General features: G+C 52.6%; 16 protein-coding genes. 4 read left to right on the top strand and 12 right to left on the bottom strand.

The window, feature by feature from the left end; genetic code table 11:
• Positions 1–54: 54 nt before the first annotated feature.
• The 4 genes from AC6I8V_RS23800 to AC6I8V_RS23815 form a co-directional block, all read right to left on the bottom strand.
• Positions 55–1449, bottom strand: coding sequence for an L-serine ammonia-lyase (locus AC6I8V_RS23800; protein WP_497846858.1), 1395 nt, complete (start codon positions 1447–1449; stop codon positions 55–57).
• 32 nt (positions 1450–1481) lie between these two features.
• The gene (locus AC6I8V_RS23805; RefSeq protein ID WP_497846859.1) at positions 1482–2747 is read right to left on the bottom strand and encodes a serine/threonine transporter; all 1266 of its coding nucleotides are present in this window, start codon (positions 2745–2747) and stop codon (positions 1482–1484) included.
• A 335-nt stretch (positions 2748–3082) separates the two neighbouring features.
• A complete protein-coding gene (locus AC6I8V_RS23810; RefSeq protein ID WP_497846860.1) occupies positions 3083–3292 on the bottom strand; it encodes a hypothetical protein in 210 nt (69 codons plus the stop codon).
• Positions 3293–3296: 4 nt separating this feature from the next.
• On the bottom strand, positions 3297–3545 hold the full coding sequence (locus tag AC6I8V_RS23815; protein WP_497846861.1) for a hypothetical protein: 249 nt from the start codon (positions 3543–3545) through the stop codon (positions 3297–3299).
• Positions 3546–3765: 220 nt separating this feature from the next.
• Here AC6I8V_RS23815 and AC6I8V_RS23820 point away from each other — a divergent pair, with 220 nt between their 5' ends.
• Entirely contained in the window at positions 3766–4632 is an 867-nt protein-coding gene (locus AC6I8V_RS23820) for a CPBP family intramembrane glutamic endopeptidase (protein ID WP_497846862.1), read from the top strand.
• Here the strand turns inward: AC6I8V_RS23820 and AC6I8V_RS23825 are convergent.
• Entirely contained in the window at positions 4591–6171 is a 1581-nt protein-coding gene (locus tag AC6I8V_RS23825) for a hypothetical protein (RefSeq protein ID WP_497846863.1), read from the bottom strand. The two genes, AC6I8V_RS23820 and AC6I8V_RS23825, sit on opposite strands and share 42 nt — an antisense overlap.
• Before the next feature lie 44 nt (positions 6172–6215).
• Positions 6216–8912, bottom strand: coding sequence for a hypothetical protein (locus tag AC6I8V_RS23830; RefSeq protein ID WP_497846864.1), 2697 nt, complete (start codon positions 8910–8912; stop codon positions 6216–6218).
• Between the two features lie 307 nt (positions 8913–9219).
• Between AC6I8V_RS23830 and AC6I8V_RS23835 the strand changes: the two genes are divergently transcribed.
• Both AC6I8V_RS23835 and AC6I8V_RS23840 read left to right on the top strand, forming a co-directional pair.
• The gene (locus AC6I8V_RS23835; protein WP_497846865.1) at positions 9220–9774 is read left to right on the top strand and encodes a VOC family protein; all 555 of its coding nucleotides are present in this window, start codon (positions 9220–9222) and stop codon (positions 9772–9774) included.
• 49 nt (positions 9775–9823) lie between these two features.
• Positions 9824–10273: a nuclear transport factor 2 family protein gene (locus AC6I8V_RS23840; protein ID WP_497846866.1), complete on the top strand. Its 450-nt coding sequence runs from the start codon at positions 9824–9826 to the stop codon at positions 10271–10273.
• Between the two features lie 50 nt (positions 10274–10323).
• Here AC6I8V_RS23840 and AC6I8V_RS23845 read toward each other — a convergent pair whose 3' ends face one another.
• Entirely contained in the window at positions 10324–11421 is a 1098-nt protein-coding gene (locus tag AC6I8V_RS23845) for an alkene reductase (RefSeq protein ID WP_497846867.1), read from the bottom strand.
• 101 nt (positions 11422–11522) lie between these two features.
• Here AC6I8V_RS23845 and AC6I8V_RS23850 point away from each other — a divergent pair, with 101 nt between their 5' ends.
• The gene (locus AC6I8V_RS23850) at positions 11523–12437 is read left to right on the top strand and encodes a LysR family transcriptional regulator (RefSeq protein ID WP_497846868.1); all 915 of its coding nucleotides are present in this window, start codon (positions 11523–11525) and stop codon (positions 12435–12437) included.
• Between the two features lie 33 nt (positions 12438–12470).
• Here the strand turns inward: AC6I8V_RS23850 and AC6I8V_RS23855 are convergent, their stop codons facing one another.
• The 5 genes from AC6I8V_RS23855 to AC6I8V_RS23875 all read right to left on the bottom strand — a co-directional run bounded on the left by AC6I8V_RS23855 (position 12471) and on the right by AC6I8V_RS23875 (position 20751).
• Positions 12471–14222 carry a hypothetical protein gene (locus AC6I8V_RS23855; protein WP_497846869.1) on the bottom strand — a complete coding sequence of 584 codons (1752 nt, stop codon included), beginning with the start codon at positions 14220–14222 and terminating at the stop codon, positions 12471–12473.
• 99 nt (positions 14223–14321) lie between these two features.
• Positions 14322–16007 (bottom strand): hypothetical protein, encoded by a 1686-nt coding sequence (locus AC6I8V_RS23860; protein WP_497846870.1) that lies wholly within the window; start codon positions 16005–16007, stop codon positions 14322–14324.
• Between the two features lie 105 nt (positions 16008–16112).
• Positions 16113–17894 (bottom strand): hypothetical protein, encoded by a 1782-nt coding sequence (locus AC6I8V_RS23865; protein ID WP_497846871.1) that lies wholly within the window; start codon positions 17892–17894, stop codon positions 16113–16115.
• 298 nt (positions 17895–18192) lie between these two features.
• Complete coding sequence (locus AC6I8V_RS23870) at positions 18193–18780, bottom strand: hypothetical protein (protein ID WP_497846872.1); 588 nt, start codon at positions 18778–18780, stop codon at positions 18193–18195.
• Between the two features lie 582 nt (positions 18781–19362).
• Positions 19363–20751, bottom strand: coding sequence for a hypothetical protein (locus AC6I8V_RS23875; RefSeq protein WP_497846873.1), 1389 nt, complete (start codon positions 20749–20751; stop codon positions 19363–19365).
• Between the last annotated feature and the right edge of the window lie 70 nt (positions 20752–20821).

Consider the following 20821-nt stretch of genomic DNA (forward strand, 5'->3'; position numbering starts at 1 on the left):
CCGCGCCGTGACAATCTGAAGCGGCGCGGTTTTCGCGTGATATCTGTCGGATCCTTACCACCAGCGATCCAGCGTCGTATTCGCTTCCCTGACTTCCACCGCCACCGCCAGCCCGCCTTGCGACGTTTCACGATAGTTGGCGTGCATATCTTTGCCGGTCTGGTACATGGCGGCTATCACTTTGTCGAGGCTGACGCGGGGTTCAGACGTGCGGCGTAACGCCATTCTGGCCGCGTTCACCGCTTTAACAGCAGCAATCGCATTGCGCTCAATGCAGGGCACCTGAACCTGACCGCCGAGCGGATCGCAGGTCAGCCCCAGGTTGTGCTCCATGCCGATTTCTGCCGCGATGCACACCTGCTCCGGCGTGCCGTCCCACAGGGCCGCCAGCGCAGCGGCTGCCATCGAGCAGGCCACACCCACTTCACCCTGACATCCCACCTCTGCGCCAGAAATGGAGGCGTTCATCTTATATAGCGAACCTATGGCGCTGGCGGTGAGATACCAGGTCGTTAGTACGTTGTCATCAACCGGACTGACAAATCTATCGTACCAGGTGAGTACCGCAGGAAGAATGCCGCAGGCACCATTGGTGGGCGCGGTAACTACCCGGCCACCCGCCGCATTCTCTTCACTGACGGCCAGCGCGAACAGGTTAAGCCAGTCGAGCGTCAACAGGGGATCGTTAGTCTGGCTGTCTGTGTTTTGCAGCAGCCGGTGCAGGGCAGGTGCGCGCCGTGGTACCCGGAAACGACCAGGCAGAATGCCATCCTGTACCAGACCACGCGCGATACCCTGCTGAGCGACTGACCAGATGTTACGCAGATGGGCGTCCAGCGTGGTTGCGTGGTGCAACGCCAGCTCGTTCTGCATCATCACCTCAGCGATGCTCAGCTGCTGGTTTTGGCAGATTTCCAGCAGGGCAGCTGCGCTGGTGTACGGGAAGGGAATATATTTCACCTCGGACTGAGGTTGTTGCAGCTCCGCTTCTTCAGCGACAAATCCGCCCCCGATGGAGAAATAGGTTTTTTCCGCGATGACATCCTTGTCATGCCAGGCGCACATGCGCAGGCCGTTTTCATGTAAAGGCAGCGATTCGTCATGAAAATAGATGTTGTCCTGGGCGGTAAACGGGACGCTGTGCAGCGTACCTGCCAGCGGGAGTTCTTTTTTGTTCTCAATAACGGCAAGAAATACCGGGATAGCATCGATGTCGACATCGGCTGGCGAGAATCCCGCCAGCCCCAGCATCACGGCGTTATCGGTTTGATGTCCTTTGCCCGTCAGTGACAGCGAGCCATAGAGATGGACATCGATCCCTGTCACCTGCTCCAGTTGTTGCGCCTGTTTAAGCTGCATAACAAAACGTTTTGCAGCCGCCATTGGCCCGATGGTGTGAGAGCTGGACGGGCCGATGCCAACTTTGAACATATCCAGAATCGAGATCATGGTATTACCTTTAGAAAACGGGTGGCCGACGGTTATGCCAGCAGTGAAAAACAGATGCCTGTCAGGGCGATAAGACCGATAACCGTGACAAAAACATTGCTCAGCGCACCGCGATACTTGTGCATAGCGGGCACTTTACGGATGGCATACATCGGCATCAGGAATAGCAGCATGGCAATCACCGGTCCGCCCAGCGTTTCAATCATGCCAAGGATGCTCGGATTCAGCGTGGCGACAGCCCAGGTGGTGCCCAGCATAAACAGCGGTGTTACCCAGCCAAATCCACGTTTGTCTTCCGTTTTGGGCTTGATATTGAGCAGGGCGTTGAAGCCTTCTGCCGCTCCCATGTAATGACCAAAGAAGGATTTGGTGATGGCAACGATCGCAATAATCGGTCCCATCCAGACGACAAAGGGCAGAGAAAAATGGTTCGCCAGGTAGGAGAGGATGGAGATATTTTGCGCTTTGGCTTCAGCCAGATGTTCCGGCTGCAAGCTCAGTACGCAGCTGAAGACAAAGAACATCACCGTGGCCACCATCATGATGTGGGCACAGGCGAGGATGCGTGAGCATTTCGGGTCCGCGTCAGCGCCATACTCGGCACGCTTCGCCACCGCAAATGACGAAATAATGGGGGAGTGATTAAACGAAAACACCATCACCGGAATCGCCAGCCACAGCGACGTAAGAATGCCGCTACCGGAAACGTCGAATGACAGAGTTTCAAGGGCTGCGCCGTTCCAGTGCGGGATCAGGTACAACGCCATCAGCAGCAGCGAAAAAACAAACGGGTAAACCAGGATGCTCATCGCCCTGACCATGATGTTCTGCCCGAACTGAACGATGGTCATCATGGCGAGGATCAGCAGCAGCGCCAGCAATGCGCGTGGCGGTGGCGTGATCCCCAGTTGATTGATCATCAGGCTTTGCACCGTGTTGGTGATCGCCACGCTATACATCAGCAGAATCGGGTAAATGGCGAAGAAGTAGAGCAGGGCGATGATTTTGCCGGAACGTGGTCCAAAATGTTCCTTTACTACGTCGGTGATGTTGGATTCGGGGGTACTGCCAGAGAGAACAAAACGGGTCAAGCCACGGTGGGCGTAAAACGTCATTGGAAAGGCAATCAAGGTCATGAGGATCAACGGTATCAGGCCGCCAATACCGGCATTGATCGGTAAAAACAGCACCCCCGCGCCAATTGCGGTGCCATATAAACTCAACATCCAAATAGTATCTGATTTTCGCCAACGATTACTGGTGAGGGTTGTTGCCTGCCTGGCATTAGATAGGCTCATCTAATATCTCCTTTTTTGGGAGGAATCTCCGTGAAGTCACTGTATGACAATGGTGTTTATTTTTCTGCTGATATGTTTTTGGTTATATATATGAGGGTATGAGTGATATGTGATTATCCGATAATTATATTGAGTATTTTTCGACGTAAAATAAGTTTACATGCTGGCGTAATTAGGATTTTCTCAGATGTGATGAGAATACTCAGATGTATATTTTCAGGTTTAAATCCGCAGGAAAGGGAATATTTCTGTTTTTTCTCAGAAGGAGGGGCTAACGTTACTCGTTCCGTTAACTGACATGGACGAGCAACGTTGGGGATGTCTACAGGACAGAATTATGCTTTTAATTCAAGCGCTCTCAGCCAGTCTCTGGTGCAGCACTCCCTACAGTACCGCACATCCCCGTTGCGCTGCTTAGCAATCGACATCGCTTGTGCATCACTGTATGCAGAACCTAAAAACAGGCTGACACCCTTATGGACATAATGACATTCCCGATTATGCAGAACATGGTTCTCCAGATAGTAAAATTTTGATTTATCCATTATTTTATCCCGGCATTGAGCTGAGCGGGATGAATGTCGTTTTCTGACTGCCACGATGCTGAAAACAGGTGGTGCAGAGGTTTACTTTGCCAAAATTATTGCGCGCAATCGCCAGCGCGATAATTTCCTGCTCCCACGATCCTATCAAAATCAAATCCTCCTTGTCGCTACTGGTCTGGCAGGTGTTTTTATGCAGCGTGTGATAACCGTCACTGTCTTTTGAGATACTGATGTAATAGGTTCTGGCATTCATATTTTTACCATTGTCATATCACCAGGTGAGGTACTGGTAAGATGTCACACCAGTTGAGGATGCGGAAGTACCCACAAAGGATAATTAGTGCGAAATAGGAATAATCCTATGGATATATTCGCTAAATTTGGAAACCAATGGAATCCATGCTTCAAAAAAATATTGCTTTAACTGTTACTTTTCAACCATTTGCTTTATGTTTTCAGACTAAGGACCGTCGATGTGGCTACTTTTGGCTTTAGCACTTTTGCTGGCAGGGATTAGCAGAAAATGTTCTTTAGGCATCCTGGCGGTGACGTTAGGCGTTGGGGCTGCGACGGGTATGCTGGACTGGCGTGCCTTATTTTTTATCGCCATGCTGGGACTGGTGGCACTTGCCGGTATCCGGTTCGGCCATCACCATCGGGTTCGCTATCTGCAAGAGATACTGGCGCTTGTCGCCGCCATCGCCCTGATGCTCCATCTGATACCCGGATTCCATAATCTTAAGGTTCTCGATCAGGTGATCGTCGGGCCGGAGAGCGCGCCGTTCTCAATGTACTTTAACGTCGATAAGGCGCTGGTGCCGTTTGTCCTGCTGATCGCCATGCGATCGCTGCTGGTAACCAAACCTGTCTATCTGGCTCCCCGATGGCAATGGTTGCTGCTGGTGTTGGCAATCCCCGCCTTGCTGCTGGCGGCGGTATATCTGGGGGGACTCAAGCCGGAACGTCATGCGCCAGCGTGGTTTTTCCAGTTTGCCTTAGCCAATATTTTCTTTGTTTCTCTGGCCGAAGAAGCCCTGTTTCGTGGTTATCTGCAACAGCGGCTGACCGGTATTATGCACCCGGTTTTGGCCCTGATGATGGCCGCGCTGCTGTTTGGCGCGATGCATTTCCCCGGCGGGATATTGCTGGTGGTGTTCGCTACGCTGGCGGGGATCATTTATGGGCTGGCGTGGATGTGGAGTGGACGACTCTGGGTGGCGACGCTGTTTCATGCGGCACTGAATATCGTTCATCTGCTGTTCTTTACCTACCCCATGTTGCAGCATGGGGGGCAGGCATCAATCATTCACCAGATGCTCCCAGTCATGCGGCTCTGCTGAAGAGGTAAAGGTGGTGGCATCGGCCCAGACGCTCTGGGCAGGCTGCCGCGGCGCCTCCGGTGTCGCAGTGCGGAGTTTTCTCGCCTGGGCGATAATCAGTCCCATCCGGGTGAAATTATAATCTGCGGAAATATGCCACAGGGTGCGCTGTAGCTGTGCGGTGCGCATCACCTTGATTTCCGCAGGGCACGCCTTATCCGTCAGAATATTGAGCAGCCGATTGCTGGTGCTGAACTTCTGCCAGGCAGAATAAATCCAGCGCAGCGCCGGTTCCGTGGGGAGTGGCTGCCGGGCTGTTAACGCGGCCCTGGATAAGCTAACCGGGCCAAATTCCACTTTCCTGATTATCAGATAACGCATCAGCTGGCCCGCCGTGATTCCGCACTCGATGATCGCCATCCCCATTCGCCTCTCAGAAGACCAACCTCCGGCGGAGGGGTATTTATTCAGTGCGTGTTCAATCTCCCTGCTTTTTTGTTCCGTGAGCTGCGCTTGATCGCATTTCCTCACCGTTTTCAGCGCTTCATCGAGCTTAGAAAATCCCAGACTCACCTCTTTGCGCCACAGCAGCAGGGCGAATTGTGACAGATTTATCTTCTGACGTTTGCCGTTGAAGAGGAAAACAGCCAGGGTACAGGCCGAGGTTTCATGGGAGAGCAGGGGCTGGTTAGCGGCATACCAGCTGTTAAACCAGATCTCCTGTTCCTGGGTCGTTTTGGCTCTGAAAACCTGTAGGGCGTTTTGCAGGGTATATTCGCTGATGCCGGGGATCTTCTTCAGGGCCTTGCGCAGGTGCTCTCCCTTCAGACCGAGCTTTTGATAGGCAGGCAGCTTCATCAGCATCACCAGCCGTTTAACCAGACAGGTTGCGTCGTCGATCGTCTCCAGCAGCCGCATCACCTCTTTTTCTGTCGCCTCCGGCACGACGGTGTTGGCCTCCTTCTCCAGAATCCGCAGAATTCTTGAGGCCAGATGCACATGGATACTCTTCAGCGCTCGCCGCATAAGCGGAACTTCCAGCTGCGGGCACCCCGGTGCCTTCTGCATGGTCATGACCCATCTTGTCTTTTCGCGCGGCTGCGGCAGGGGATGGCTGGTAACATAATTTTTAAACCACGTCAGGTCCGGGTCATGCTTCTTAGCCGACGCCAGGGCGTCAGCCACGGCGGTATCTCTCATCGCTTCGCCATGATGTTCCAGCACCGCCAGCAGTTGTTTACGCGTTAATTTCCCAATCTGCTCTGGGGTAAAGGGAGACAACAGTTGCTCAACCCGGGTCTGATGATCCAGCTTCGGGGCAACGTTTTTTCCCCAGAAATGATGAAAATTGGCCCACAATGCATTCAGGCATTCATTCTCTTCACATTGCGGGGCTGGCCTGCCAGACAGTTTCGCTCTTTTGGCGTCGGAGCTTTCCGGCCAGGTCGCGTTGCGCTTTAAATCGGTGATGTTCCCCGTCATGGCGGTGCCTGTTGCGGCAGGCAGGCTGAGTGCTACCGGGCGTGCCGCCAGGCGGGTGGTTATAGGTGATATAGCCATTTCAGTTCCGCTGAGAGTGAGGTGGATAAGGAGCCGGACGACAGTTACAACCAGGGTTGGTGCATCGTGGATGGCTGCTCCGGGTGGATGTCGGCTGACGATAACAGGGGGAGTGTCGGCTCGATGTCAGCCAGTGGCATCACGTCATCAGGTTTATCGCCCGCAATTTCAGGCGGAAACGCTAACGCGAAAGATATCGATTCGAGCAAGTCAAATGTCGTAAACGGGTTCGCGTCGGCATCGCTTAACGTCTCATCCTGACGCGTTAAAGGCGCTGCTTTTGCTGAACGGGTATGAACATCCAGGCCAATCTCCCATATGGCGCGCAGCAGCTGCGCTATCTTCATATCCTTAAATTCTGCCGGGCATCCCGTCTGCTTTAGCATCTGCTGCATACGCATCTTCAGGGTATCGTTTTCGTCGGTCGCCTGCCAGGCGGCCTTCATCCATGTCAGGATGTGCTGTGGAGGGGGAACCGCCTGGGCGGCTCTTTCGATGTAATCCAGGATGACCGAATTCACATAGATCCCCTTGCTGCTCAGGAAAATGCTCAGCATCTCCTGCCTGATTTGTAGCTCAATCAGCGTCAGACCCAGAGTGCTGAGCATACTGGCGCCCTGATCGTAATGACGCTGCCAGCATTCGCCGAGGCGAGCCTGAAGCTGCGGGGTATAATCCTTTTTCGCCTGATTGATCTTATTGACCTGTTTCAGCGTCTTGCTGACCACCGACGCGCCAATATGATGCCCGGCGTTACACAGCATGATGAACAGCTCTACCGCCTTCATCTCCGCCGGCATACCTTTTTTGAGCACCCTTTCCAGCTGCTCGCCCGCCGCGCCAGGAGCGAAATCGACCGCCAAATTATCGGCCCATTGCTGCCGCTCAGCCGCAGGGATGATTTTCAGCGCTTCATTAGCCCGGTACATATTGGCGGGTTTGATTTTGACGCCAGCCTGGCACAGGGCATCTTTTATCTTCGCATCGGACATTACTCTGCCCAGCAGCTGGAGCCGCCGCTTCAGCAACACCAGCCGAAGTATCTGGCATCGGGTAGGGGTGAGCATATGCCAGAGTTCAGTGACCGTTTGCCTCTCTTCGTCGGAGGCGGGATCGGGTTTTTCCAGCCTTTGCTGCATGACATGCCGCACGGCCGTTTTATTCACCCCGGACTGGTTCTCCTTCATCACGTAGATCAGGTCAGCGACGCAGATGTCCGCAATGATCTCATCCGGGAACTGATCGAGTAGCGCCCGCATCCGTTCCTTCTGATTTTTATTTCCCGCCCCTGTTTGTTGCAAAATGGCAGGATAATCAGCCAGCAGTTCAACCAGACAGGGATTTTCGATGGCATCGTTCATCCGGCCGCGCTTCGGCTGTCGCGCAGTAGAGCAGCGCAGCAGGGGAGTTGATGTCGACCATGCCGGCGTCAACTCAGGGGCTGCGGGCAGAGAAACAGGGATCGCGGACAGCGTCAGCAGCGAACGTTTTTGCACACAGCGGCTTATCCACGCCAGGGCGCAGCTGATCACGGTGATTTCCGCCCCCTCTCCGACCTCCCACAGCATACGCAGAAGTTTTGCCACCCCCCACTTCATCCCTCCTGGACGCCCACGATACCTTAGCAGGCGTTGCAGAAACTCCAGCGTAATGGCCGTGCCTCCGGCGGCAGGGAAAAGGTTGCGCCAGGCGGTCGTAAACCATGCAAATTCGTTCGTCGATAACACGCAGTTGGCCGCTTCAAACGCATAACTGACCGTCATATATTCCAGGGACGGGTCCTGCTGCTTCAGCAGCCGATAGAGTTGCGCTGCGGTGATCGGCGGCATGGCCGGAAGCAATACTCTGCCAAGCCATTTCAGGTCGATGCTCGCGCCCGTCAGCGGAATGTTTTCCAGTTTGCCCGTCAGCCAGAGACGTTGTTCCACTGTCGTCTTGTCATTGAAGACCTTGACGACTTTAGCGACCTGCGACAGCGAGATATCCATCCCGGAAAGTTGCAGCAGGTAGTACAGCTGCGGCGCGTTGATGGCGGGAGCAGCAGGAGAAAAAAACAGCAGAGCCGTAACAAATTCCCCTTTCAGCTCAATTTTCGCGGTATGGCACCAGGCGGCGATAAACCACATCAGCACAGGCAGTTTGACCGCGGAATTGCTGGCGCACATGGCGAGGTTCACTTTTTCGGGCGTCATGTTCACACCCGCGTTGATCAGCAGGTTCAGCACCTGTTGTTCTGTCTGCACCATCACCAGAATATCGGGTACCCGCAGCAGCAGCATAAGAAGCTGGAAGGGGGGCGCGATCTCACCGCAGATAAGCAACCATTGCGCCTGAATCACGGTGGCCAGCTCTGCCGCTTTGGCCTCCCGTACCATGGCTAACACATTTATTGCCGTTGCTGCCGCCACCCCGGTCTGTTTTCCCTGTAAAAAGTATCGCAGCTGTTCTGGCGTGATTTTTGCCAGGATATTGGCAGGGAGGTGCGAAAGCATTGCGGCTAACTCATTAATATTACGCGCTTTCTTATTATTCATGCGCCAGCAGGCGCTCAGGCTGCTTTGCAGCGTGCGCGAGAGAGTGATGGTTTCTTTTTCGGCAGGATGCGTGTGCGGATCAGGTGCTACAGCCGACGAAACCTGCGATACCACGGTGATGTTTTCACACAGAGCATGGTGCTGTCCCTCAACCGAGGGGCCTGCTTTGGGTGCTGTTGTTAAGGATGTTGCTGAGAGGGTAAACATAGGCCATCCGCTGGTTCATATGTATTTCCTTAATAAACTACTCCTCTATTTATCTTAGTTCCCATTTCAGATCACTGGCTGGCGATAAAAGTAGGTAAAGTTAAACGGACGGACTTTTCAACTCTGCGCATGGCAAGTCGGGCAATTCATTCATTTCATTTTTGCAACGATGAGTTTCAAACCATTCTATTTTGAAAATCCTGCAACCTCGATATGCTTCTTCCATCACGACATGACTCGCTGTCATCAGTGGCTAACCAACGCGATTTGGCCTGCGGGTCAACACAATAACGAAATGAGGTTTCAGATGAAAAGTAACGGTATCGCTTCAACTCTCTTTGCATCCGCCCTGCTGCTGGGCATGACGTCACTGTCTGCCCCGGCCTTCAGTGCGGCGTCTGTGCCGGTGGTGAGCGTCACGGGCGTTGATCACGCCGGTATCAACGTGCCGGACATTGATCAGGCGGTTGAGTTCTTTCGTCATACGTTTGGCGCACGGCTCGAATCTGATGTCACCCCTGGCGCGATCCCCGCAGCATGGAAAGCCGCTTTCAACTGGCGCCCATCGAGCGAGCTGAAACGTTTTGTGATGGTACGGATGCCAGACGGCACCGGCATTGAACTCTTCCAGTACAGCGGCACGGATATCAGCCACAGCCGTCCTCATGAAGATGACGATGCGGCAACGCATATCGCGCTGAGAACGGGAGATATCAAGGCGAGCTATGCAGCGCTGACCAGAGCCGGGCTGAAAACGCTGAACGAACCGGTAACCAATGCAGACGGTACGCAATGGTTTTATGTCCTGACCCCGTGGGGATCGCAGATTGAACTGGTCGGCAAAGTTAAAAAAACCCGCTAACGCGCCCCCGCGACAACATCTGAATTGAAGAATCAGGAGAAACAGTGTGATGAAAACGATAATTGCTACCGGTGTACTGCTGGCCACGCTACTGACCAGTTCAGCATCTTCATTTGCGGAGAAGGTGACCATGACCCTTTCAACCACCGAGCCAGCAGGGTTGCAGCAACTGATTGACCGGCATTTTGCCATCTGGAATAACCCGGATGCCGCCGAAAGAGCGAAAGGATTTGCGAACGTCTATGCGCCGGACATCTTTTTCGCCGACCACAACGGGATGTCCACCGGCTACGCCAGTATTGCGGCTGCCATCAGCAACGTTCAGGCGCAGCATCCCGGCTTCAGATTTACCACGCAACCGGTTGAATGGAACCACGGCATCGGGCGGGTCACCTGGGGCTATGGACCGAAAGGGAGCCCGAACCTGGTACGCGGTGAAGACGTGTTCACGGTCAGTAATGGGAAGCTGTCGAGTGCACGGGTATTTCTCAGCAAATAAGTGACTGCCGGAGGATGCCGCTCAGCATCCCCGGCATCAATGCCCCCGGTTTAAACCAGCGCAGGATAATCGGTATACCCTTGCGCATCGCCACCAAACAGGGTTGCGGGATCGCTGATCGGCGCCAGTGAACGCTGGTGCTGAAGACGGAAAGGGAGATCCGGATTGGAAACAAACGGGCGGCCGAAGGCGATAAGGTTAACAAGATCCGCATCCAGCATGCGCTGCGCTTTTTCCATCGTGTAATTACCGGCCACAATCAGGGTTCCGTGGAAGCTGGCCCGCAGTGCTGTACGGAAATCATCCGGCACCTGCGGTGCGTCATCCCAGTCCGCCTCCGTCAGGTGAATAAACGCGATGCCTGTGGTGTCGCACCACGCGGCCAGCGCAAGAATCGCATCAATCGCTTCCGGATCGTTCATACCGCGCTGGGTAATAAAAGGCGCAACGCGAATGCCGGTGCGATCGGCGCCGATCGCGTCACCGATCGCGCTCAACACCTGTTGGGCAAAACGGATGCGGTTCGCGAGACTTCCGCCATATTCGTCAGTACGTTTGTTAGATGTACGGCGCAGGAACTGGTCGATCAGATACCCGTTCGCGCCATGCACTTCAACGCCATCAAATCCGGCTTCGATGGCGTTGAGCGCGGCCTGGCGATAATCAGCAATGATCCCGGCAATTTCAGCGGTGGTCAGCGCACGGGGAAGCGGGCACGCCTGCATCCCTGCCTGACCCTGTTCATCCACTATCCATACCTGCGCATCGGGGGCGATAGCGGAGGGGGCCACCGGCCTGCCATCAGCATGGAAACTGGCATGTGACATTCTGCCGACGTGCCACAGCTGGCAGAAAATCCGCCCACCTTTCGCATGTACCGCCGCGGTGACTTTCTTCCAGCCTGCAATGTGTTCAGGCGTATAAATACCCGGCGTCCAGGAGTAGCCCTGTCCCTGGGCGGATATCTGTGTCGCCTCTGAGATGATCAGACCGGCGCTGGCGCGCTGAGCATAGTATTCGGCCATCAGCTGCGTCGGAATATTGCCAGGCTGCGCGGTGCGGGCGCGGGTCATTGGGGCCATAACGATGCGATTTGGCGTGGTGAGGGAGCCTACGGTTTCTGGCTGAAATAAGTTCCTTGCTGACATCAGTGAATCCTCAGATAACGGAAAGGAAGAACTTTAAACTTTATTGATATTTTTGATAATGTGGGTAGAAGCTGAAGGTCTATTCGGAAAAACAGAAGAATATGGGCAAGCTTGAAGATCTTTCTTTGCTGGTTTCGGTGGTGGAGGCCGGGAGTCTGGCTGCTGCCGGGCGGCGTCTTAACCTCTCTCCGGCGACCATGAGCGCCCGATTAAAGGCGATGGAAGAACGTTATCAGACGCGGTTGTTCAACCGCTCAACCCGTTCCATTGCCCTTACGCGTGCGGGTGAAGATTTTTATTATGCCGCGCTCCGGGTGCTGGAAGAGATGTGCCATGCCGAATCCAAACTGTTGCAGAAGGAAGGGGAGCTGAGCGGCAGCCTGCGCATCGCTGCGCCTTCCGATTTTTCCCGTCAGTATGTATCTCCGGCGCTGATGGCTTTTCTGCAACGCTATCCCAACGTGCGTGGTTCACTTTATGTCAGCGAGGACGTGGTGGATTTGATTGCGCACCGGCTGGATATGAGTATCCGCTTCGGCAACCTGCCGGACAGCAATCTGGTGACCCGCTTTATCCAACCCAATCACCGGGTTCTGGTCGCTTCGCCCGAGTACCTTGCGCGCTACGGCTCCCCGCAAAGCGCGCAGGAGCTGGAACAGCATCACTGTCTGGTGATTGAAAGACGTGGAGAGCTGCTCAACGAATGGCGATTTGAGACGGAAGGGGTGGTGACGGCGATGCGCGTCACTCCGGCTTTTTGTTGTGATGACGGCGCCGTGCTGCGGCAGTGGGTGCTTGATGGCGCAGGTATTGCCAGCAAGTCGTGGTGGGACGTGAAGCGCGATGTCGAACAGGGGCGTTTGCAGGTGCTGCTGCCCGACAGTTTTATTGGATTCAGCCCACTGGATCGCAGACAGGTGGGGCTACAGTTTGTCTATCCTGAACGTCGGTTGCAGCCACAGCAGGTCACTGAATTCAGCACATTTTTTATCAACTGGCTGACGCAGCCGACCTGACCTGGCCGTTATCATGCGTTATCCCTTAACGCGTCAATTTCCCTTGCGCTCAAAGGATGTTGCCAGAGGAGCATGTATCAGACGTCGTCTTTTGGCGGGTTCCTCAGATAAAGAATGCGGGCTGTTTTCCGTACGTGGGTGGGATGAGATCGAGATAAGGGTGCCTTTCTCATCGTACAAAGAGATCGTTTGAGGGGGGTGAGCCGGTGCAGACGAGGTGATGGGCGAGCCAAGGAGCATGGTGATCGCATCATCCAGGTTTGTTACGCTGGGCGGAGCCTGCTCCCTGGCAGTAAAATCGATAACTAACTTCTCATCGTCATCCGATTCAGCGCGTGGCAGGGCAGCAGATTGCGATAACGCCGCCGTGCGCCCTGCGTTACGCCGCTCCGCCTTAATATGTGAGAGGGTCTGGTTTATCAGGCTGATGGGTATGGCTTTTTTATCTGCCCACAGAAAGCGCAATATCCTTGCCAGTGTGACATTCGCTGGCTTGAGTCGCTCCGGGCAATGGCTATCGTTCAGCACGCTTTCCAGCCAGCTTTGTGAAATTTTATAGGTTTTCCCCGAAGCGCGTCGCCCGCACGCCTGAAACTGTTTCAGCTCATCCGGCGAGCATTCTTCACCGGCCGCCGACAGCACCGACGTCAGTATCGAATAGGGGGGTTCCAGCCCTTGTTCTATTAAGGCCTTACACAAGTGCGACCAGTTAAATGGCGGACGCCCGGCATCAAGCAGCACGGTGCCGAACCAATGCAACCAGGGATTTTTAGCTGTCAGGCTGATAGGGTATTTGACCAGAATAGCCTGAATCCACGTCCGCTGTTCCACAGAGATATCCGCTTTGCTGACGGCCAGAGCGTCCTGAATCACGCAATAGGAGAGTTCCTCGCCTTTTACGCGTAGCAGCAGCCATATCACCAGATCGTTGAGATCCTCCGGGCGATCGGGTAGCCGCACCACCTTAAGTATTCGCCAGAAATGGCAGCGAATATTCACCGTCTGTCGCCAGGCAGAGGGAAACCAACTGCGGCAAATAGCGGGAATCTCCGTTTCGCTGGCTTGCCAGGCAAATTTCACCACATCTTTATCAATCTTCAGGTTTGCCACCTGGAGCGCCTGTTGTAGCTGAGAGATTGAACGAAACCGGCCCGCCATGTCCGGATCCTGTAGCAGCGTATACAGTTTAATCAGCGGTATCGTTGTGCGCGGGGATGCCTGCCAGTGGGTAACGATCAATTCAGCGATTCGTTTACAGGAATTCTGCCCGGCCACGGCCAGACATTTTTTTAGCGTTCTGCCGCCCATCGCAAATTTGAAAATCAGCAGGACTTTGCGCATTTTTGCCTCTGAAAGTCCCACACAATGCGGCGAGCTTAACAGCTGTTGTACACCGTCCTGGGTTTTCGGCAGCATTGCCCAATCACTTCTGATCAAATCGATAGTGGCGCTATCCACCTTTGCGTTGATGGTTGCCACTGCCGGGGTTAACAAACGCGGACCTGCCTTTTTCCCATCCTGTAGCAGGAGATACTTTGCTTCATTCAGCGTCAGGGTTTCACGTTGCGCCGGGGCGAGTCTGAAAAGCGTTTTTTCCACATCGTAAAGCCTGCACAGATGTGTGAGGCGGGGGCTGGCTTTATGCGTTAGCTGCGGCGCGTTAGTAGATAAGGTCTGGCCGGTATTTGCCGCATTAGTCAGGTTTCGGGGTAAATCAGGTTGTCTGACCTGATGCTGCTCGGGGTTGAGCGACAGGTTCAGGCTGGAGGAACTGGCAACACGCATGCAAACCTCGTCCATGAGTCAGTGGGTAGATAAAGGTGCAGGCGGGAAATTATATGATTCCTGCTCAGGCAAAAATGCCGTGGGGCGCGCAGTTTCGATTCAATCCGGTATATAAGCCTCAGCCAGGTGTTCCCACTCATGATCTTCATTACCAGGGCGTTCAAAGGAGATGTCGTCCGTAAAGAGTGGCGCAGAGGGCGTGGCGACCGGCGCGGGCATCGCTAAAGCGGGCAGGGCTGGAACATCACTCAGCGGCGCGACATAAACAGTTTTGAGCACATTACGCAGCGTAAACTCTGAGATATCTGCGCCGATTTCCCACAACGCGCGCATAAGAACCACGGTATTCATCTTTTTTATTTCGTCAGGACAATCCGTTCGTCGCAGCATTTCCAGCAAGCGGGCCGATTTATCTTTGTCGGAATAGGGAGTCTCGGGAAGGGCATGTTGCCTGAATTTTTTTATGATGTGCTGCCAGGTCTCCCGCATCCATGCGAGTGTTTGCGGTGAGGGAAGCTCAGCTTTGATCGCCAGACCGCTGCGATACATCGCGGCGGGATCGAATCGTTGCCTGACGTATTTCAGATAGGCCATCAGCTGCTTGTCCGTTATCCTGCAATCGCGCATGGTCATGCCCAGCATCTTCTCTCCACTCATCTCGCTCTGCAGCGAATAGAGGAGCCATATTTCCCCAATCCCGGCTTTTTGTTGGTCCGTGAGTGTGACCCGGCTGCACTCTTCGGCGCGTTTCAGGGCCTGCTGTGCCATGGGAACGTTGATCACGACACCTTTTTTCCACAGCATGTGGCAAAATTTTGTGGCGCTCATCGGTGGGAAATAACCTTCACTCAACAGTTCAAACAGTGCCGATGCCGGTAGCTCGCAGGAGAGCGCGACCTTGTTGGTCTGGAACCATAAATCAAACCACTTTTGCAGCGGGCGGCTGATGGTTGCGCTGTAGATAGCACGGGCAGATTTCAACATATGCTCGCTCACCCTGACTTTCAGATAAGGATTCTCTCCCAGCAACGCTTTATAAAGTTGGGCTTTTCCCAGCTTCAATCCCTGAAATTCGGGGTTGCCAAGCATCGCAAGTACCTGGCTGATTTCGCACGGCTTGCCAGGGATAGGCGGCAGAAGCTCGCCAATCACTCTCTTTTCACCTTCCGTGACCACCGCATATTTGACATCCAGAATGGATTTTAAAGTACAGGTCACCATCTTCACCCCGATATTCCTCAGCGCGTGGCACATGGGATTGGCTTCCAGCACCGGGCAATCCGGCTCATCGAGCATGGTTTTTATCCATTCGGTATGATGGCCTTTCACCGGAGTGGGATGCGTCAGCGCGTATGTAGATATCCAATCCTGATTATGGGTCGGGACTTTTGCCAGTGCGGCCCGGAGGGCGCTGGCTATCGCAGGTGGATTGATTTTAATTTTATATTGAGTGAGCACCTGCTCCAGATGACACGATTCTAAACCCTCTATTTCGTCTGGCGGGAATTGCCGCAGCAGAAGCTCTATTTTAATCTGCTCGCTGCTCTGCTGGTCGACATACTTCCAATAGTCCGGGAAATTGGCCCACAGCTTTTTAAAACAGATGTTGTCGCACGCCTGAACGACGGGATTAGCCGCTATCTTCAGTTTTTTGGGCTTATCGCTCTCTGGCTGGTGGCTGTTATTGGCGACCATCAATTGATTTGATAGCTTGCGTTTTCCGCTAGCGGCCGCTGTTGATCCTATTGGTACTGAAAATGATGATTCAGGGGAAACCCGGTCCATAAGTTATCCATCAGCGATTGAATTGCATAATAACGATAGGTCGGGAGAAAAATATCGCCCTGAAGGAATTAAGATTATTGTCGGATAAATAACGTATGAGCCGGGTTATAGCCACTCCATTTGGCTGCTGCGGGAATATTGATCTTCCCACTGATACTCTTTATCGACGGAATCCTGGGTTTTAATGGTTAACGTTCTGCCCATCGGTCCCGAGTCGAACATGCCGAACAATGTATCCATCTCCCGATCAGGCTCGCCGGGTGAGAGCGGTATCCATCCGGCAGGCAGGGCCAGCTGGCGCAAAGTATCAGTTTTAATTTCTATGGCGGGCAACATTTCCTCCTCATCCTGAAACAGCGGGGAAGGAGGGCAATACTGGCTGGCTTCAGACGAGGAACTCGCCTGCGCAGGAGCTGGTTTTGCGCTGATGTGAAAAGCATCTTTTAGGGTCGTGTAAGAAATGTCGATATTTTCGCGCCACAGCAAACTTAACAACTTAGACGGCGTGATGCTGAGTGGGCGCCCCTCATGTTGCAACAGATTAATTATCCAGCGCACCAGCTTTTCATTATTGATCAGAGGACGCTGTGCCAGCGCACTCTTAATCCATAGCCGCTCTGCCGGGGAATGTGTCATCCAGACTGCGGTGTGGGCAATTTCAATTGTCGATCGGCTTATCCGCGCCAGTTTCTCTTTTTCGAGCACTGAACGCGTTTGCTGCGCAGATATGTCGGTACTGATGAGTTTTTCCAGCAATTTTCCGGCCTGCCTCATTAACGTCATATTTTCATTGCTGCGTTGCTTCAGCATCCTGGCCTCAGTCAGTACCTCCTCCCAGCATTGCTTCACTTTATCTGTCGGCAGGGGTGATCCCTTAACTTTTATCGAGTTCAGGAAATTCGCTAAGGTAGAAAGGCTGACTTTTACCCCGACAGCGAATAGAAGATGCCACAGTACCGGGGCATCGATGCGTAACGCCGGATCTTTTGTGCTGAGCAGAAATCGTAATTTCGGCGCCAGACGCCTTTTATTTTTGGCGATGGTTGGCCAGTTTTTGTAAAACCACGCTTTCTGCTCCTCTGAAGGGATTTTTACATGGAGCGTTTTAGCATCTCTCACCATCAGACGTTTACTATTTTTATTCGTATGATGGATGACTGTAAAAAGCTGCTCCTCCTTTCTCTTCAGGCAAAACGGCTGATTCAGCAATGCGAGAATAAGTACCGTCAGCTCGTGACTGTCGCTGCTATTCGTCAGGTTGGTATTATTGATCCATGCGACTTCCTGGGGCGAAAAAGGAACCTCGACCGGTGAATGGATGCGCCGCATCTTATTAAAATCGAAGAATACGCCGATGTCCCACAGTGCGCGGGCGATCTGGAACATCGTCAGTTCTGCATTCTGTTGCAGCGCCATCTTAATCACCGTTTTGATTCGCGCCGGGGTATTGGATTCATCTTCAGTTTGTTGCCACCAGTCTTTAATCGAACCCTGCAACGGGGACATATCTGCCCGCGCGATAGACAGCGCATTCTCTGCCGGCGTTTTCCCAATCCCGAGTTTGAAGTTATCCTCCATAAACTGACGAAACTGCCGGGTTGAGATCGACGAAAGTTCTTCACGAGTGAACCTGAGCAGAGTCTGTCCGATACGGGTGACCAGTGTTTTATCGTCATTGGTTTTTTTGCTAAAACCGGTAAACGCCTGGCGCAGGTCGCGCAGAAAAGTTTCCTGGGGCTTTTTTCTCTCTCTGAATGGCGCCGGATGCAGACGAGCGGCACTGAGATGGACTGAACGCATATGCTTAGCCAGTGGTCGGCTTTGCGTTCCAGTCGGGGATTTTGTCAGCAATTTCAGGGAAGAGGTTATTATCAGATTATCAGGCATCAGCAATCCGCCATAAGTGTGGCCCTGAAAGATGAATAATAGCTATTCAATGATTAATTCGCGTTCACTCCATGTGATGAAAAATTTTCCGTGGCCAGTGAGCGGATAATCGGCAAGAACAATGGGTCTGGATAGCGTCCAGAAGATCATTGCGCGGCGTGATTGCAGCACAGGCATAGAGGTGATCGTTATACCCTCTGTAGATCAAAAATCTCTATGCCTGGCTTTTTTCTGATGACTCTTCATACGGAAGAGTAAAAAAGTGGTCCAATTATGAATTGATGAATAATGCCTGTCTTCAATGCTTATGGAAGAACGCCATGCAAAGTTTTTGCAATCGTCTTTGCAGACTCAGGCTGTTAAGTTTATCCTGAACAATCATTAACTTTGTTGCTTCGGTGTGATTAGCATGTGCAGGCACTTCATTCGCCGCTCCCTCGTCATGTGCCGCCAATATGGTATTCAGCACATGGCTTATATCCTCACTACCGCCTTTATAATTATGTGAGTTGTCGACTGAGTTATTATTGACGCGTCCATTGTCGCCGTGGAAATGATAGTTATTTGTAACCGGAGCAGAAACGGAAGTCGGATGTGTCTCAATGGATTTGACCGAAGACGCGAATAGTGACTTCCGTTCTACTTCTGCCTGATAACCAGCCGGAATTGAACCTAAACCCTCACGGAAATTCGGCTGAATAACAACATATCCTTCATCTCTGCCTCCGGGCATGGTTCTGATCAATTCGTCACCCGTTTCAATCATAATGTCATGACGATGGATATAAATGATATTTTTCTGGACGTTTCCTTTAATCCCTTCTGTTTTAGAGCCATCCTGTTTAACCAGGGTCAAAGAATCACGCATAATTTTTGCAAATGGCATAATGTTCTCCGGCTTCATCCTTGTGGTATATCTGGATAATATCAGACATGAAATTAAAGTGCATGACTTGCGGTAATGAGAGTCCGGCATCCCGAACTCTTTCTGGTTTAAGCACTTAGAGAGCGGAGAGACTAACTATCAGGTTTAATTCAAACCTTTACTCACGAGAAATACACATCCTTGTCCTTCGGTAAAAAGTTGATTCTTTATCAAGCATCATAGTGCTTTCATAAAGGCACATTCTTTAGAGAGGATCATATCAGCATAGAGGTAAACGGCGCAGATTGCCAGTAACGCTGTTCTGTCACCCTCATTGGTTATTTTTGCAGTTCAACTGATTCTAATTTAATGACTTTCTAAATCAGCAATGCTGGCAATTTGTTGCGTCTGAGATCAGGCAGCCAGAGATAAACGGAAAACAAGGGTGCCAGAGAGCGGGGGCTGAACCGCAACGAAACGGTGAGTAAGAGGCCAGCGGCCTCAGGTGGATGTCACTCTCTCCTGAGGCTTTTCTCTTTCTGCCGTTCGCTAATGCTTAAGGCAGAAAACCTCCTTCAACGCTGATAACAAGCAACGCCTCCTTTACTGACTCACTCTGACGCGGCGGCTGCGATTGGCTGCGTCCGGTAGCAGAAAGGCTTCATAACTGAGGTCAACGCCAATATGCCACAGCAGGCAGAGTAGCTTTGCATCTGAGGGAGACCCCAGTTGCTGACGCAGGAGCAACCGTTTCTCTTTGGGGTTGCTATATCGCTGCACGTTTGCCCAGGCATCGTTAACCTGCCGGAGTTCTTCCGTTGTAAACGCAACGTTGCAGGCCCTCTCAGCTAAATCCATCATCTCATCGTTCACCGGCACGCCGATCATTTCGAGAGCCGAGCGCGTCTGAAGCCACGTAATTCCTGTCCCTTTAAGACTGAGCAACAGCATTCCCAGTCGTTTCAGCAGCGTCATATTGGGTACCGCCCAGACGGTTCGCCAGTGAGGATTAATCTCCCGTTCCGTCTGCTTCATGTGATTTATCGCCTGTTCCAGCATAGCAACGCTAATAAACTCATCCTTCTCATACAGCAGACGCCACAGCTCAAGCGAAGCGATATGTTTCGGCCGTCCCTTCTGACACAACAGAATCACCAGCTTAGCCGTATCCAGTTCACCGGTCAGAGCAGGCCAGCAATTTTCGAACCAGACAGTGAGCGTTGTTGCGGGTTTAAGCACCCAGGCAACTTTGGCCTGCGTTACCAGGTTTTGCGCCAGTTCGATACCCGCCAGTGTCAAAGCCGCATGTATCGCGGTGTCCGACATAATCTGGTAAGCGATAAATTCCTGCTGTAAAGCGACCAGACGTTCCATCCAGCCAATATATTTGGCAGGAAGATTTTTCAGATCTTCCCTGAGGCGTTCTACCTGTTTCTCGGTGATGCCCGAATGAAAAGCGGCATGAACCCGACAGAGGGTAATGATGTAGGGACGCGTACTATTCTCCAGCAGAGCCTTTTGTATTTGCCAGGGATTTAGCCGGGGAAACGCGCTTACCAGACGCATTACCGTATCAATCCAGCTACTTTCTCCGCGCTCCCGGTATATTCTTTCCCACTCAGGATTAATCAGCGGCCTGAGTTCGCGCGGCACCCGTGCTTTAATGGTTTTTATGGCATGTTCGGGTAAAGATTTATCGATAAAATCACGCGCATGTTCGGGCAGAGCGTCAAATATCTGCTCAGAAGTAACGTTCATCCGTTCTTTATAGGTGAACCTCAATACCAATCTCTCAACCAGCTGGTCCAGACTGTACTCGGTATCCTGAATCAGCTCTGCCAATAACATTTTAATTTTTATGTCATCGGTATTATTCGGGGAAAGACCTGGCATCACGGAGGTATTGCATACCTCAGCGATGGTTCTTTTTCGGGAAGAGGTATTCAGGGATAAGGATGAAGCCGATATCGAGAGCAATGCGGGAACTTTCATATGGATTGTGCCAGAGGGAAAGTAGATAAACGAATAGTATTATCCCAGTATAGCTTCTCCATTCAGTTAT

The organism is Pantoea sp. X-Soil-TKNS-1207, assembly GCF_059730485.1.